This is a genomic window from Candidatus Omnitrophota bacterium (assembly GCA_028716245.1).
Classification (GTDB): Bacteria; Omnitrophota; Gorgyraeia; order Gygaellales; family Profunditerraquicolaceae; genus UBA6249.
In genome coordinates this window covers 258,665-274,406 of the sequence record JAQUQW010000002.1, presented here as the reverse complement: position 1 = coordinate 274,406, position 15,742 = coordinate 258,665, and the positions used below count along the sequence as shown (strand labels likewise).

17 protein-coding genes and 1 tRNA gene are annotated in these 15,742 nt (G+C 44.6%); all 18 read right to left on the bottom strand.

The annotated features are described in order from the left end of the window. Positions 1 to 25: 25 nt before the first annotated feature. On the bottom strand, positions 26 to 316 hold the full coding sequence (gene rpsF / locus PHG87_04910) for a 30S ribosomal protein S6 (GenBank protein ID MDD5477526.1): 291 nt from the start codon (positions 314 to 316) through the stop codon (positions 26 to 28). A 41-nt stretch (positions 317 to 357) separates the two neighbouring features. Beyond that, a complete protein-coding gene (gene pth, locus PHG87_04905) occupies positions 358 to 936 on the bottom strand; it encodes an aminoacyl-tRNA hydrolase (GenBank protein ID MDD5477525.1) in 579 nt (192 codons plus the stop codon). After that, the gene (locus PHG87_04900; GenBank protein MDD5477524.1) at positions 933 to 1,634 is read right to left on the bottom strand and encodes a 50S ribosomal protein L25; all 702 of its coding nucleotides are present in this window, start codon (positions 1,632 to 1,634) and stop codon (positions 933 to 935) included. The genes pth and PHG87_04900 overlap by 4 nt, the downstream gene beginning before the upstream one ends. Positions 1,635 to 1,649: 15 nt before the next feature. Continuing rightward, positions 1,650 to 2,588 (bottom strand): ribose-phosphate pyrophosphokinase, encoded by a 939-nt coding sequence (locus tag PHG87_04895; GenBank protein MDD5477523.1) that lies wholly within the window; start codon positions 2,586 to 2,588, stop codon positions 1,650 to 1,652. Positions 2,589 to 2,590: 2 nt separating this feature from the next. Further along, positions 2,591 to 3,847 (bottom strand): NTP transferase domain-containing protein, encoded by a 1,257-nt coding sequence (locus tag PHG87_04890; protein MDD5477522.1) that lies wholly within the window; start codon positions 3,845 to 3,847, stop codon positions 2,591 to 2,593. A 122-nt stretch (positions 3,848 to 3,969) separates the two neighbouring features. Continuing rightward, positions 3,970 to 4,040 (bottom strand) — tRNA-Gln (locus PHG87_04885). Between the two features lie 3 nt (positions 4,041 to 4,043). Beyond that, a complete protein-coding gene (locus PHG87_04880) occupies positions 4,044 to 4,448 on the bottom strand; it encodes a septation protein SpoVG family protein (protein ID MDD5477521.1) in 405 nt (134 codons plus the stop codon). A gap of 17 nt (positions 4,449 to 4,465) precedes the next feature. Then, positions 4,466 to 5,338 (bottom strand): 4-(cytidine 5'-diphospho)-2-C-methyl-D-erythritol kinase, encoded by an 873-nt coding sequence (gene ispE, locus PHG87_04875; protein ID MDD5477520.1) that lies wholly within the window; start codon positions 5,336 to 5,338, stop codon positions 4,466 to 4,468. A gap of 55 nt (positions 5,339 to 5,393) precedes the next feature. Continuing rightward, entirely contained in the window at positions 5,394 to 6,320 is a 927-nt protein-coding gene (locus PHG87_04870; protein MDD5477519.1) for a transketolase family protein, read from the bottom strand. Beyond that, a complete protein-coding gene (locus PHG87_04865) occupies positions 6,320 to 7,141 on the bottom strand; it encodes a transketolase (protein MDD5477518.1) in 822 nt (273 codons plus the stop codon). The genes PHG87_04870 and PHG87_04865 overlap by 1 nt, the downstream gene beginning before the upstream one ends. Further along, positions 7,131 to 8,111 carry a tetratricopeptide repeat protein gene (locus PHG87_04860; protein MDD5477517.1) on the bottom strand — a complete coding sequence of 327 codons (981 nt, stop codon included), beginning with the start codon at positions 8,109 to 8,111 and terminating at the stop codon, positions 7,131 to 7,133. Before PHG87_04860 ends, PHG87_04865 begins: the two co-directional genes overlap by 11 nt. Before the next feature lie 115 nt (positions 8,112 to 8,226). After that, complete coding sequence (hisG, locus tag PHG87_04855) at positions 8,227 to 9,111, bottom strand: ATP phosphoribosyltransferase (GenBank protein ID MDD5477516.1); 885 nt, start codon at positions 9,109 to 9,111, stop codon at positions 8,227 to 8,229. A 166-nt stretch (positions 9,112 to 9,277) separates the two neighbouring features. Beyond that, complete coding sequence (locus tag PHG87_04850) at positions 9,278 to 11,971, bottom strand: cellobiose phosphorylase (GenBank protein MDD5477515.1); 2,694 nt, start codon at positions 11,969 to 11,971, stop codon at positions 9,278 to 9,280. Between the two features lie 9 nt (positions 11,972 to 11,980). Next, positions 11,981 to 12,283, bottom strand: a complete 303-nt coding sequence (locus PHG87_04845; protein MDD5477514.1) for a hypothetical protein — start codon at positions 12,281 to 12,283, stop codon at positions 11,981 to 11,983. A gap of 47 nt (positions 12,284 to 12,330) precedes the next feature. After that, entirely contained in the window at positions 12,331 to 12,744 is a 414-nt protein-coding gene (locus PHG87_04840; protein MDD5477513.1) for a PilZ domain-containing protein, read from the bottom strand. A 102-nt stretch (positions 12,745 to 12,846) separates the two neighbouring features. Beyond that, positions 12,847 to 13,704 carry a PilZ domain-containing protein gene (locus PHG87_04835; protein MDD5477512.1) on the bottom strand — a complete coding sequence of 286 codons (858 nt, stop codon included), beginning with the start codon at positions 13,702 to 13,704 and terminating at the stop codon, positions 12,847 to 12,849. A 423-nt stretch (positions 13,705 to 14,127) separates the two neighbouring features. After that, a complete protein-coding gene (locus tag PHG87_04830) occupies positions 14,128 to 14,409 on the bottom strand; it encodes a septum formation initiator family protein (protein ID MDD5477511.1) in 282 nt (93 codons plus the stop codon). After that, entirely contained in the window at positions 14,410 to 15,675 is a 1,266-nt protein-coding gene (gene eno, locus PHG87_04825) for a phosphopyruvate hydratase (GenBank protein ID MDD5477510.1), read from the bottom strand. Positions 15,676 to 15,742 lie beyond the last annotated feature (67 nt).

The following is a 15,742-nucleotide window of genomic DNA, read 5'->3' as shown; positions in this document are numbered from 1 at the left end:
AATACTTTTTCCAGAAAAATCCGGATTAGGCATCCATACGCGTAAACAGGACTCTTAGGATATTCTCATTAAGTTTATAAATATTACGCATCTCTTTGATTGCTGCCGACGGAGCGCTGAACGCTACCAGGTAATAAATCCCTTCCATAAATTTATTGATCGGGAAATAAAATTTACGCCTTTCCGCCCAAACTCCTGAGCTGGAGATCTGGCCGTTATTCTTAGCCACCGCGTCATCGATCTGCTTAAATAACGTTTTTTTATTTTCGTCAGATAAGTCAGGCCTAACAATTACCATTGCTTCATACTTATTCATTTCTGCTCCTTGTCTACGTAGACAACACCCGCGCAATTCCTTTAAGCGCGGGGTGTCTTTGTGTTAAACAGATTCATGGTTTCAACTACGCCTTTTTCCGCCCAGCTTAGGCAGCAGTTGACGGCATCCTCTTTTACTTCCTGGACCAGCATTTTCTGGCCGCGTAAAAAACCCGCCAGCACATAATCCGCGGCATCGTTTGAATTTTTTGGCCGGCCGATCCCGATACGCAGGCGGCTAAAATTTTGTGTTCCCAAATGTTCAATGATCGAAAGTAACCCCCGGTGCCCGCCGCTTGAGCCGCTGGGGCGAATCTTCATCCTGCCCAACTCCAAATCCAAATCATCGCAAACCACCAAAAGATCGGACGGAGCGCCTTTAAATTTCTTAAGCAAAGCGCTGACGGCTTTACCGCTTAAATTCATAAAAGTCTGCGGCAGGGCCAAGATCACATTATGCGAGCCCAATTTAGCCGTGCCTATTAAAGCAAGAACCGAATTGTCTCTTTTAAGCGAAACTTTTAAAGAACGGGCTAAAGATTTTAAAATCGCGCAGCCTATGTTGTGCCGGGAGCCCGCGTAGATCAAACCGGGATTTCCCAGGCCCGCAATTATCTTCACTTCTTCTCTTTCTCTTTTTCTTTGGCCGCTTCAGCAGGAGCGCCTTCACCGGGAATTTCCTTCTTCTCTTTAATTACTTCAGGCTCCTCTTTGGCTTCTCCTTCAACTGCTTCCGCCGGCGCTTCTTCCTTCATCGGAGCGATGATATGTAAAACAATTGCCGCCGGGTCGCTTAAAGGCTTAATTCCCGCTGCAAAAACTAGATCCTTAACATGGATTGCTTCCCCCAGCTTAAGGGCGCTAATGTCTACCTCTATATTCTTAGGGATACTGGTGGGTAAACATTCTATTTCGATTTCCCAAAGCAGGTGCTCTAAAGACCCGCCCTCCTGTTTCACGCCGACAGGTTCGCCTTTAGTTTCAACAGGCACATTGACTTTGATCGCCTCGGTCAGGGAGATCTCATTAAAATCCACATGGATGATATCTTCGCTAACCGGGCCATACTGAATTTCTTTGACCAGGCAGGAGCGGCCTTTGGCCTTCTTATCATCCTTGATCTTTAGATTAATAATCGTGTTTTCTAAATGATACTGATGGACCAATTTTAAAAGTGCGCCCCTGGAAATTTTTATGGATAAGGCATCCTTAGCGCGGGAATAAATTACCGCGGGCAGATAACCGCTTTCCCTTAAATCTTTAGTGTTGGCTCTTCCCTTGCCCTCTCTTAACTCTGCTTCTAAAACTATCTCTTCCATTTCAACCTTTCTCTCCTAATCAAATAGGCAGCTAACTGACTCCTCGTTGTGTATTCTTTTTATCGCTTCGGCCAATAGATTGGCCACTGAAAGTACTTGAATTTTTGGGTTGCTCTTTTCCGGGGACTGAGGAATGCTGTCGGAGATCAGCAGCTTTTCCAGGCCGTCACATTGGTCAATACGCTGAATTGCCGGCCCCGATAAAATACCGTGGGCAATTGCGGCATAAATAGTTTTGGCTCCGGCTTTTTTTAAAGCCCCTACCGCCTCCACCAACGAACTGCCTGTGGCAATTAAATCATCGACAATAATCACATTCTTGCCTTCGACTTCACCCATGATATGCATTGCTTCAGCTTTCTCGGGCGAGACCCGGCGCTTATCAATAATCGCAAGGTCCGCGCTGACTCTTTTGGCGTAAGCCCTGGCCATCTTAATACTTCCCACATCGGGAGAAACGGCAACCAAATCTTTGATATTCATTTTGGAAAAATAATCTACGAATACATTCACGGAAAAAAGATGGTCTACGGGGATATCGAAAAAACCCTGGATCTGGCCGGCATGTAAATCCATGGTCAGGATCCGGTTTGCCCCGGCGGTAGTCAAAAGATTAGCCACTAATTTGGCGGTAATCGGCACGCGCGGCTGATCCTTGCGGTCCTGGCGGGCATAACCAAAATACGGAATGACCGCGGTAATCCTATTGGCGCTTGCCCTGCGCAAAGCATCAATCATAATTAATAATTCCATCAGGTTATCATTTGACGGCGGACAGGTCGGCTGCACGATAAAAACGTCTTTGCCGCGCACATTTTCATTGATCTTTACCCGTATTTCGCCTTCGCTGAAGCGGCCAACTAAAGCATCCTGTAATTTTACCCTTAAATTTTTACAGATAGCGCAGGCTAACTCCGGGTTTGCGTTACCGCTAAAAATTGCCAGCTTATCCATCCCTACCTCCCCCGTTTCTTTAAAATTCTGGCCGGAACCCCTACCGCAACAGACCTCTGCGGGATATTCTTAGTAATTACCGAGCCGGCGCCGGTAATGGCGAATTTACCGATTTTTACCGGAGCAACAATCACGGTATCTGAACCAATACTAACATTATCCTCAATAACCGTGTAATTTTTCTTGAGGCCGTCAAAGTTAGCCGTAACCGTCCCTGCTCCGATATTAACGCTGGAGCCGACAGAACTGTCTCCGATATAAGAAAAGTGTTTAACGAATGTTTTAGCGCCGATTTTGGCACGCACCACTTCAATAAAATTGCCGACTCTCACATTATCACCAAGAGAGACATCTTCACGCAGGTGCGCGAAAGGGCCTACTGAACAACGCTTCCCAATTTTAACACCCCTTTCAATTACTGTAAAGGGATAAATCACCGTATCCATGCCGATTTTAGTGCCGAAATTGATAAAGGTGGACGCCGGATCCAAAATAGTCACGCCGCTGTGCATTAATTTATCATTAATGGTTTTTTGCATAAGGGAATTGGCCTTAGTCAATTCCGCGCGGGTATTGATCCCCAAAGCTTCCTGGGCGTCTTCGGCCCTTACCCCGTCAACCAGACAATCTTTTTTAGCTAAAATTTCGATTATGTCGGTTAAATAATATTCTTTTTTGCGGTTATTCGGCCGGATGTATTTTAAATTGCCGGCTAAGCTGTCTTTTTTAAAAACCATAATACCGGTATTGATTTCTTTAATATCTTTCTGCACTTCATCGGCGTCTTTTTCTTCGACGATGCCGCAGATGCTGGAATATTTATCGCGCATAATCCGGCCGTACCCAAAGGGCTTTTTGAGTTTTGCGGTTAATAAGGTGGCATCGACATCATTCTCTAAATGGTAATCCAGGAGTTTCTTCAACGTCTCCTTTTTTAGGAGAGGACTGTCTCCGTAAAGGACAAGTACGGTGCCTTTAAAACCTTTTAAAGCCGACAGCCCCGCTTTGACCGCGTCGGCTGTTCCGCTAAGTTTCTTCTGGATAGCGATTTTAATCCCTTTAGGGATAATTTTGCGCACCAGATCATGCTTATACCCTAAAACCGCGACCACCTGTTTTGGTTTTAAGCCGGCGACTAAATCCAAAACATAACCCAGCATCGGCCTGCCGCAAAGCGGGTGCAATACCTTGGGCAGTTCGGATTTCATCCGCGTGCTTTTGCCTGCCGCTAAAATTATTACCGCAATCTCTTTTTTCATATTCAAGGGGGACGTCCCTCAAGGGGACACCCTATCACACCGTAACCATTATATTACTAACTAAATTAAATCTTCCTCCTGCAAGGGGTGTCCCCACAGAGGACGTCCCCCTAATATTATCACTGGGACGCATGGATTCGAACCATGATAGTCAGACCCAAATTCTGATGTCCTACCATTGGACGACGTCCCAAAATTACTCCAAGGCAGAACCGGAATGCACCTTGTCTTTCTCTTGAACATAAGCCTCTAAAACTTTTTTCTGCAAATTTTCCCGAAACGACTGCGTTATCGGATGGGCGATATCTTTATGCTCGGCCTGGCTGCTGGGTATCTCTTCACCGCGTTGCAGGTTGGTTTCAACCGGCAAAGGAGCGGCGCACTGGTTACAATATTTACTGCGTAATTCATTTTTAAAGGCGCATTTAGGACAAGAGTGCTTTACTTTACGGGAAGGCATGGCAATAAATAAACCCGCGCTGCCCTCGATCACCTTAATATCCCTGACCACAAAAACATTATCAAAAGTAACCGTGGCATACGCTTTCAATTTCTTATCCGGAGAATCCTTTAATATCACCCTGATTTCAGTGGCCTCCATCGCCTACCTCCTGATTGTTAAACCGTAGAACTTACAAAAACTTGCCAGGATTTATGCGCTTTAGCTAATTTCCTGCATAAATCTCCAGCCTGTTTGCGGCCATTACAGAGCGCGAATACTGCCGGCCCGCTTCCGGACATCATTATTTTTTCTAACCCTATGCCGGAAAACGCTTTTTTAACCTGGTTAACTACAGGATAAAGGCTAGCGGTAACAATCTCTAAGTCGTTGACAAGGCATTGGGCATTCATCCCCTTGCCTTTTTGCCGCAACTCAGAAGTCAACATTTTAACATTACACCGCCTCCTTGTCAATCCAGAAAAAGCATCAAATTTCTGATAAATCCAAGGCGTAGAAACCTTGATTTTGGGATAAACCAGTATAAACCAAAGCTTGAGTTTACCTAAAGAAGTTAGCGGTTTAATTTTATCTCCGCGCCGGCTTCCTAAAGCAAACTTTGTATCATAGAGAAAGAACGGAACATCGCTGCCTATTTTAGCCCCTAATTTTACCAGCCTTGCCTTGGGTAAATTCAGGTTCCAATACCGGTTTAACCCCAAAAGGACACCGGCAGCATTGGAAGAACCCCCGCCTAAACCCGCGCCAACCGGTATTCGCTTTCTAATCTCAATATCTATTCCAAAATCTACATCTAATTCCCGCTTTAGTAATTCAGCGGCGCGCCAGCAAAGATTGGTTTTATCAGAAGGCACACCCGGATTCTTACACCTGATTTTAATTAAGTCGTCTTGGCGCTTTTTAAAGATCAGCGTGTCGGCTAAATCAATCCGGCAAAATAAAGTATTTAAATTATGGAAATTATCCTTGCGTTTATTCAGGATTTGCAGATAAAGATTTAACTTAGCGAAGGATTTAATAACCAACGGCAATAAGAGTGCTCATTTAAAACTAGGGGACGGTTCTGTTTTTCCGCCGCCTATGTTTTTATATATTAGCCAGGACCGCTTTCTCAATATCCGAACTGCTCAAGTTATATTCTTTTAGAAGTTCTTGCGGCTCACCCGATTGGCCAAAACGATTACGTATGCCTACGCGGATCACCTTCACCGGAAAATTCTCAGCCACGACCTCATCTATGCTAGAAGCCAAACTTCCAATAATATTATGCTCTTCACAAGCAATAATCAGCTTGGTTTCTTTTGCCGCTTTAAGGATAACTTCATTATCCAGGGGCCGGATGGAATGCATATTGATCAGGCGCGCTTTTATGCCTTTCTGAGCTAAATTCTTTACCGCCAAAGACGCCTCCGAAACCATAATCCCGCAGGCAATGATAGCCACATCATTGCCCTCAGAAATTAGCTGGGCTTGGCCAAATTTAAATTCACCCTTATTCTCGATGGTGGCAACTTTGGACCTGCCTAAACGGACATAAAAAGGCCCAGGATGATTTGCCGCGGTCTCCACCGCGTCAGATGTCTGGGGCCCGTCGCAGGGGACGATAATATTCATGTTCGGCAGGGCGCGCATTAAAGCGATATCCTCTAAAGCCTGATGGCTGGCCCCATCCGGTCCAACGGTAATGCCGGCGTGGGTGGCGACAATCTTAACATTAAAATTATTGTAACTTATGGCTAATCTTACCTGATCCCAGGCGCGGCCGGAAGCAAATACGGCAAAGGTGGAAACAAAAACCGTCTTGCCGCAGCTGGCTAATCCCGCCGCGGTTGCCATCATATTCTGTTCAGCTACTCCAAGATTAAAAAATCTATCCGGAAATTGCTTGGCAAAAAGATTGGTGCGGGTAGAACTGGAGAGATCGGCATCCAAAACCACAATATCTTTATTCAATGAACCCAGCTTAACTAGGATCTGGCCGTAAATATCCCGCTGATAAAGTTGCTCTGACATTATGCTAATTCCTTTAAGGCCCTCTGGGCCTCTTCCGGAGTAGGCGCCCGGCCATGAAAACCAATTACCCCTTCCATAAAAGATACACCTTTACCTTTAACCGTGCGGGCAATAATTATTGTCGGTTTATCTTTGATTGTTTTGGCCTCTTCATAAGCCGCTAAAATCTGGCGCATATCATGGCCGTTGATCTCCAGGACATGCCAGCCGAATGCCTGCCATTTAGCCGCCAAAGGCTCCAGGCCCATGATATCCTCGCATCTTCCGTCGATCTGGCAGCCGTTGGCATCCAGGATAGCGCAAATATTGCTGCAGCCAAAATGCCCGCAAGCCATCGCTGCCTCCCAGATATTGCCCTCCTGAATTTCTCCGTCGCCCAATAAAACATAAACCCGGTAATCTTTTTTATCTATTTTTGCGGCCAGGCTCATCCCTAAAGCAATCGAAAGCCCCTGGCCAAGAGAACCGGATGCCGATTCAACACCCGGTGTTTTACGATCAGGATGCCCCTGAAGAATTGAACCTAATTGCCGCAAAGTAAATAATTTTTCTTCCGCAAAGTAACCGGCTTGGGCCAATACCGCATACCAAAGCGGGCAGCAGTGGCCTTTAGACATATGGAAACGGTCGCGGTCCGGCCATTGCGGATCGCGGGGATTAAAACGTAAAACATTAAAATATAGCGCGGTAATCAAATCCACGGCTGAGAGGCTGCCTCCGGGATGCCCTGAGCCGGCCTTGGCCAGCATTTGAATAATTAAACGCCGGGTTACTTTGGCTTTGGCTTCTAACTCCTCGATGGTTAATTGTTTATTTGCCATTATTGGTGAGCTTAAGCAGTTTTGATTTTATATTTTCCTGCGTAGAATCTAATTTCAGGGATTTCTCCCAGTTTAATTTTGCGTTGTTGCGGTCACCGAGCTTAAGGTAAGTATCCCCCAGATGATCATAGATCGTCGGGTCGCTTAACAAGGAAGCTGCTTTTTCCAATTCACGCAGCGCGTCTTTAAACTTGCCTTTTTTGAAATAAAACCATCCCAGGCTGTCAATATAAGCGCCGTTCTCCGGCTCAGAAACCAAAGCCTTCCTGATCAGCTGGCCTGCCCGGTTAATATTTTTATCCTGTTCCAGATAAAAATAACCCAGGAAATTCAGGGCTTCATGATAATCCGGCTTTAATTTTAACGCGGTATTAAGCTCTTTTTCTGCGGAAGGATTGTCCTTTAAATCAAAATAAATACTGCCTAAATAAAAATGCGCCTGCGGGTCCGCCGGATCCATACCCGCAATCAATTTAAAAATCCCTTCCGCTTCCTTTAATTTCTTTTGCTGCAGGTAAATTACGCCTAAGCTTTTGTAAATTTCAATGTTCTTGGGTTGGAGTCTAGCGGCGTTTTTAAGCGCCAGCGTATATTCCTGGGTAGCCAGATCCGCTTTATTTTGCGCCGCGTAAACCAGCGCCAATATCACATGCGGCTCAATGGCTTCGGGAGCAAGCCCGATAGACTGCTTAAGCTGCTCAATTGCCAGAGCCGTCTTGTCCTTCTTAATGAAAACTGATGCCAGATTTAAATGTAATAAAGCGCTGTTGGGGTCGGCTGCAAGGGCTTTCTTATATTCTTGGATCGCCTTGTCTAAATCTCCCAGGTCGTCATAATAAACCCCCAGGATATAGTGGCTTAAACTCCTGGCTTCATCGCTATCTGTATTTGAGGCGCCTACAGGATATGCCGTTAGGGCCAATGCAAGACAAAGGCAGATTACACTGATAAGATATTTAACCTTTACCACCCCAAGCTCTTTTCTTCAAGTGACGAAGACGACGGCGTAATTTCTTACGCTTATGGGTTTTGATCTTCTGTCTCTTTCTTTTCTTTCCGCAAGGCATAACTACATCTCCTTATGATTAGTAAATAACCTTATTCAACGGATATTCAATGATCCCGCAGGCACCCGCCGCTTTTAACGCGGGAATAAGCACCCGGACAACTTTCTCGTCGATAATTGTCTCGATGGCAAACCAACCGTCATCACTTAAGCCGGAAATTGTGGGTTTTTTTAATGCCGGAAGCCTGGCTAAGACTGCTTTAAGATTTTCTTTTTTTACATTCATCTTTAAGCCGACTTTTTCTTCAGCGGCAATTGCCCCTTTTAAAAGCAGGGCAATCTGTTCCATTTTGGCCTTCTTCCAACTGTCCTGGTAAGCGCTCTTATTGGCGATAAACTGGGTGATCGATTCGCAAAGGGTGGCAATCTCGATTAATTTATTGGCTCTCAGGGAACTGCCGGTTTCGGTAAGTTCAACGATGGCATCAACTAAACCCGCGCTGACCTTGACCTCCGTTGCCCCCCAGCTAAACTCCACCTCTACTTTAACTTTATTTTTCCGGAAATAATCTTTGGCGACATTGACCAATTCGGTTGCCACCCGCTTTCCGTTTAAATCTTTGACTTTTTTTATCCCGGAATCCTGCGGCACGGCTAAAACCCACCGGACTTTATTTAAGCTCTGTTTGGAATAAGTTAAATCCGCGATCCTGACGACATCGGATTTATTCTCAAGAATCCAGTCGTTGCCGGTAATCCCGCAATCAAGAGCTCCGTCCTGGACATAGCGCGACATCTCCTGTGCCCGCAGTAAAGTTGCCTGGATTTCGACATCATCTATCGACGGGATATAAGAACGCGAACTGGGAAGGTTGACGTTAAATCCGGCCTTCTTGAGCATCCTAAAAGTAGATTCCTGAAGGCTGCCCTTAGGTAAACCCAATTTTAAGACTTTATTTTTCATCTATTTTCCTTTTTAATAAATTGATAACGGAAAACATTATAACGGCATTAGCATATCTTGTAAAGCAAAAATATTGTATCAGGATACCATTAGCGGGTGACGATGACTGGATTTGCGGCCACTTCAGGTGGCCGAAAAACAGTCATCGGCAGGACCCGCGTACATATTAACCTAGATGTACTTGAATTATATTAAGCTTTTCTTTCGGTAAGCTGGTAATAACTTCTCTGGACACAACTATCCGGCTGGTTTCTTCGATCGGTAACTGTTCCGCGTTGAGCAGGAAACGCTTGATGCGGTATTTCCCCGCTCCCAGGCGTTTAGGATTCAGGAAAACTATTTTTAGCTTTCTTGCGGCAAAAACACGGCTGATGCTTAATTTATCAACGGATTTAAATTGTTCAGCGGAAAGCTTTGGTTCAATAAGCAGATCCCCATCAAACCCCCTGATTCCAAATGACTGGGTAAGTAAAGTAAGCATAAACCAACTGGCTGAACCGGTAAGATAGCTGTACATCCCCCGGCCGCTAAGGTCAAAATATTCCGGCAGACAGGGATAGATCTTGCTGCGTGCGGTATTGGCTGCCATTTTATATAGCGAACTTAAAACCCTCCATCCTTCTTGAGAATAACTCTGTTTATATAAGGCATAGGCAAACATCACTACCATATGGCTAAACACCGCGCCATTTTCCTTATCTCCGTAAGCAAAAGAAAATGCCCGGCCTAAATCATGCTGCTCTTTCTTAAAATCGGTATTCAAACGAATTCCCCCAACAGGTTCATCATATAAATACCGGTAAACATTGGCTAAAATTTTCTTGATCTGCCCGGGGCTGGCTACGCCGCTCATAATCGGGAACACCTGGGAGGTCAAAGTCATCCGCAAGAGATTTCCTCTTTTACCATCCACCTTCCTTTTACAATTATCGTAATATCCGTTAAAAAACCCTTCTTTCAACCACTCGCTCTTCTGAATATGTTTCCTCATCCAAAGGGATTTTTTGTTTAAGAGGCGGCTCAATACAACCGCCTCCAGGCGGATTTTTTTGCCGGAAATATTTTCTTTAGTTTTAGAAAAATATTTTTCCAGTATCTTGTGTTTCTGCGCTATGTTTTGATAATCAAAATCAGTAAATAAAATTTTTAACTCTTCGGCAACCTCCAGGCTTTTTGCGCCGCATTTAAGCGCCAGTCGCGCTAAAGTCGAAAGATTCTGCGCGTACATCGAAGAAAAGACCGCGCTTTCTCCGTTCTCTTTGGCCATATCCAGGCCGTCATTCCAATCCGCGCCTTCCAACCGGACATGGTTGTGCGCGCCGACATTATAAAACTGCGCCAGGTTCTGCACCAGCAAATGCTCTAAAATAGTACCCTGATAAATTTTCCCGGATTTTGTCTTTAGTTGTTGACCATAGGAGGCGTTCCATTGGTAATCGATATCCCGGCCGCGGTTTATTTGATGGTTCCTGAAATAAGCCGCGTATTCGAATAGGATTCCCAGGTCCCCGGTTTCCTGAATGTACAGATCCAGGGTGAGCAAAGGCCAGACTCCGTGGTCCATCCACACCCGGCTGATATTATTACGGTCGGCGATGAACTCACCCGGTTTTTTGCCGATAATCGTGGCGTTAGAGCCATCGATCTTGACCCCGTAAAAATTATCGATTAAAAGCTGCCGCACTGACTGCGGGTTATTTAAAATAAGCCCCAGGCAATCCTGCCAGAGGTCGCGCCATCCCCGGCCGCCTTTTCCATAATCAAAATCCGGCAAAAATGAACAGCCGAATATTTTTCGCAACACCGGCTGAATATTTACCCAGCGCAACCAATTGTCGAAATGTTTATTGCCGCTGGAAATATCCAGGAGCTTGGACTGCCCCTGCCAGAAATTTTTAGTTTTTTCAAAATGCGCGGCTACTTTGGCGCTTTGGCCAAATTTTTTTATCAGGGAGCTTAGATTAGAGTCCTTCTGGCTGAGCCCCATAACAATAATGTAAGTTGCCTGGGCTCCGGGAGACAAAGTGACTTCGGTAAAACGCAGTGCGGCCATCGGCTCTCTACCTTGAATCGATATTTTCCGAGGAAGCTTGTTTTTAAAAACAGCTTCCGGAGCTTCCAGGTCCCCGGACTCGCCGCAGAAGCTCTCCTGAGTAGGGTAAATATACCGCGGCGGTCTTTCCTGATTATCGCAAGCGGCCGCAAAATAAACCGTATGATTCGGCTTATGGCCGGATTCATCAAAAAGCAATGTTGGCTTGACTTTAATCCCATACTTCTCTTCTTTAATTCTGGTAAGCAGCGAAGTTACATGCCGGTGATCCCGTAAATTATCGGCACTGCGGCAGTATAAAGGTATCGCCGCGTAAGGAATAAAGCTGATCTTTTTTTTGCTGATATTGGTAAGGGTAACCTGCATTACCTCCAGCGCATCAGGGCCTGCGGGTACAAAAGACAAAATTGAGGATTTTAATCCGATATTTTTATTTTCCCGGCTGATCCGCTGCCAAAGCTGGCCGGCCTCCAGCCAAAATTTATCCTGCTGGAGCTGCTTTTGGTTTTTAGAAACACCGGTAGCCGACCAGATTTTATCTTGATTGATATAGACCCAAAAATTCCTTGAGGCCCTGGAGAGAGAAAGGTTGATCCGAGAAACCGGTTCAAGCAGAAAGCTGTTCTGGCCGCTTTTTATATCTCCGTGTAAATCCGGAGAAATGGATGACATTAAAACTTGGTTACAAAGCGGCAAATACAGGCTTTTTAGCTTATCCGCGGAGAATGACTTAAAACTACCCGCTTCATCCGTAAATATATATAAATTATTCTTTCTCATTGCTTCTTTCGGCTTGTCTACGTCCATCGGAGGGATTTACTCTTGCCTTCCCGAAGATTTTCTCAATGATGCTAGAAAATTAGCGCTAAATTTCAAACCCAATGATTCTGCTTTGTGGACATCCTGCCAGCATTGCGCATAGTTATTTTTATGAAAATAAGCCATTGCTCTGTTGTAATAAGCCCCGGTATAGTTGGGATTGTTTTTTATTGTTTCGCTAAAAGTGGAAATAATCTTATCCATCTCCATTTCACTAAATACCGGAACTACCGGCGTTTCCTTTGCAGATGTTGCGCATCCGATTAATCCTAAACACAATAAAACAAGGGCTTTTCTCATCCTTCTCTCCCTGCTAAGCGATTCTTTTATTTATATGCTACCCGCAGCTAGAAAGGCCCGATATCTGAACCTTGCGATTGCTGCTTTTTTCTTTCTACCTCCAGTACCCTTATTTGCTCCTGCCGGGCTATTCTTTGTTTCTCGCTGATAAATCTGGAAACAATCCCTTTATCGACTTGGATAAACTCCACGCCTATCCTGAAACCTTTACCGCCGGATTCTCTCTGCTGGCTCACGTGGACGATTTTAGCCTTGCCTTCCAGATGCTCATCTAAAAAATTTGAGGTTAAATCAAACTGAATAATGGTATTTATGGCAATACTTTCTTTAAAAATGGCCCCCCATCCTATAGAGCTAAGATCCAATACCTCTCCGACCATGGTTTTGGAAGCGTCTCCTTCACTCTTAACAGATACCTTTACCTCCATAATATAACGTACATAATTCCTTCTATTAATCATTTCAAAAAGCCTGTCAGGCCTCCTGTTAATTCCATAAAAAAGCCCGGATAACTTTAACCAAATTATATCACTAATATTAAAAGGCAGTAAAGGAATGTTTATTTACTGCTGCAGCAATAATGTAAGTTTCATCCTGTCGTCATCGGTGATGAAATTAAAAAAACCTGCGATGCTATACTGGGTTTCCCCTGTTTTTTCCACCCTGATCACCTGGACTACGGCGCTGATATCCACATTCTGCGTAAGGATCCTACAGACAATATTTGTGTAGATATTTTTTTCTATAGGTATAAATAATTCGCAGGTAAACAAAAGCCCGCCGTAGCTGATATTTTTTATTTTTGCTTTATAACTTTTGTTTTGCAAGAAATAGACCATATCCAGGTCTACATCCTTCCTCTTATATCTCCTCTTTTCCCTGCCACTGCCGTAATCTTTAACCTGGATGAATGACTCAAGCATATCCTCCTTGATCAATTCCACCGCATCAAGCCTGCCCAGGCTGGTATCTTGCATTTCAGCATGAAAATAAGTATCTATTGCCTGCCTTATCTGGCTGTATGTGCTGATAAAAACTTCGATATCGCAGCCGCTGATATGTTTAAGCATATCGATAACACCTTCATTCAACGGGTCAGCCATAACTACATCTAAAGAATTCCCTGCTTTCTCTATCGGAAGGAGTGAATAAATATTAATTAATTTAAATGGTATAATTTTTAACGTTTGGGGGGAAATCTGATACCTGTCTAAGGGCAGATACGCAAAACCATATTGGCTGGCAAGGCACTCAGCTATATGTACCTCGCTTACAAAACCTAACGCTATAAGATGCTGACTGAGGTAGCCGCCTTTTTCTCTCTGCTGCGCTAATGCCGTAGACAGCTGTTCTTTGGATATCAAACCGCGCTCGATTAACATCTCTCCGATTTTTGTTTTTAAGATTCTCTGCGGGCTCATAGGTTTTAATTATACCATCTTCATTTAAAAAATAATAACAAAAAAACCCGCTCTTTAAAGCGGGTTTAGTTGGTTGCGGGGGCCCGATTTGAACGGACGACCTCAAGGTTATGCTTGCTACTTCAGCTTACGCTGCTCCACAAATAGTGGATTCGTAGTCTGGACTATATCTTGACCCGCCAAAATCCTATGGCGGGCCCCTGCCGTTTAGTCTCTACACCTTTTCACCACAAATATTGGCGAACTTGGCTCGGTATTACCTTTGCAAATTAAGGCTTCACCGAATTTGACAGGTTATCCTTCAACCGTTACCGGCTGAAGAGCCCAAAATTGAGCCTTGCGAGCTACCAGGCTGCTCCACCCCGCGAAACTTTTTAAAGAACAACTATATTATACCATTGATCGCTTTAAAAAAGCGAGACTTTATCTTTTCTTCTCGGAGAAGATCTTAATCGGGATCTCCCCTTTTCTTACCACGCCCATCTTATCCCGGGCGATCTTTTCCTGATAAACCGGATCATTTTCAATCCGCTTGAGCTCTTCCTGCAAAAGGTAGTTTTCAACTGCCATCTTGCGGAAATTCTCTTCCAGCTTGCGATTCTTAATCCTTGATTCCTGCAGCTTTGTATAACCCGGCAGGAATAAAACCAGCAGCAAAACTGCGAACCCAAAAAGCCAAAATGACCTTCTCAGCGTGGAGAGCATTTATCTCTTCCAAGTCTTCCCCGCGTAAATTGCTTTTTTACCCAGCTCCTCTTCAATCCTTAAGAGCTCGTTATATTTACAGATCCTGTCGGTGCGGGACAAAGAACCGGTTTTTATCTGGCCCACGCCGGTGGCTACCGCCAGCTGGGCGATAGTTGTGTCTTCGGTCTCGCCGGAACGATGCGAAATTATAGCGTTATATTTATTCTTTTTGGCAATCGCGATTGTCTCAAGCGTTTCCGAAAGCGTGCCAATCTGATTAACCTTAATCAGTATAGCATTGCCTATATTTTCCGCAATCCCTTTTTTGAATATCTTGGGATTAGTCACAAAAATATCATCCCCCACCAGCTGTACTTTAGCGCCGATTCTTTTGGTCATCTCCTGCCAGCCGCTCCAATCATGCTCGGAGAGCCCGTCTTCGATAGACAAAATAGGGTATTTCAAAAGCCATCCTTCATAAATAGCGATTAAATCCGCGGAAGTTTTCACCGAGCCTTCAAAGGTATATTTGCCGTCTTTGCAGAAAGAACTGGCAGCGCAATCCAAGGCTAAAGAAATATCGCGGCCGGGGACATACCCGGCTTTTTTTATCGCCTCGATGATTAAGCTTAACGCCTCTTCATTGGAATTAAGGCTGGGAGCAAAACCGCCCTCATCTCCGACGGATGTGGAAAGTTTTTTAGATTTAAGGATTGATTTTAGATTATGAAAAACCTCGGTTGCCAGGCGCAGGGCATCGGAAAAAGTGGGAGCGCCTTGGGGCATAATCATGAACTCCTGGATATCCAGGTTGTTATCAGCGTGCATACCGCCGTTTAAAATGTTCATTAACGGGATCGGTAAGATTTTTGCCTTATCTTTGCCTAAAAATCTATAAAGAGGCTGCTTCTTAGCAAGCGCGGCGGCCTTAGCCACTGCCATAGAAACCCCTAGAATGGCATTTGCTCCGAGTTTGGATTTAAATTCCGTACCATCCAGTTTAATCAAAAGCTTATCGATCTTGGCAAAATCCGCTGTCTGGCCTTTGATCGCGGGATTGATTATGGTATTCACATTAGCAACTGCTTTTAATACCCCCTTACCTAAATACCTGGTCTTATCATTATCCCTTAATTCCAAAGCCTCATTATCTCCGGTAGAAGCTCCGGAGGGAACCGCGGCGCGGCCTAAAATACCGTTTGTCAGAAGGCAATCTACCTCAACCGTGGGATTACCGCGCGAATCCAGGATTTGCCGTGCCAGAACTTTTTTGATCTTTGCCATGCTAGTTTCTCCTTAACAATAAGTTTTAGAAAATTTAACAACTCAATAATTATACCTTCAAAAATTC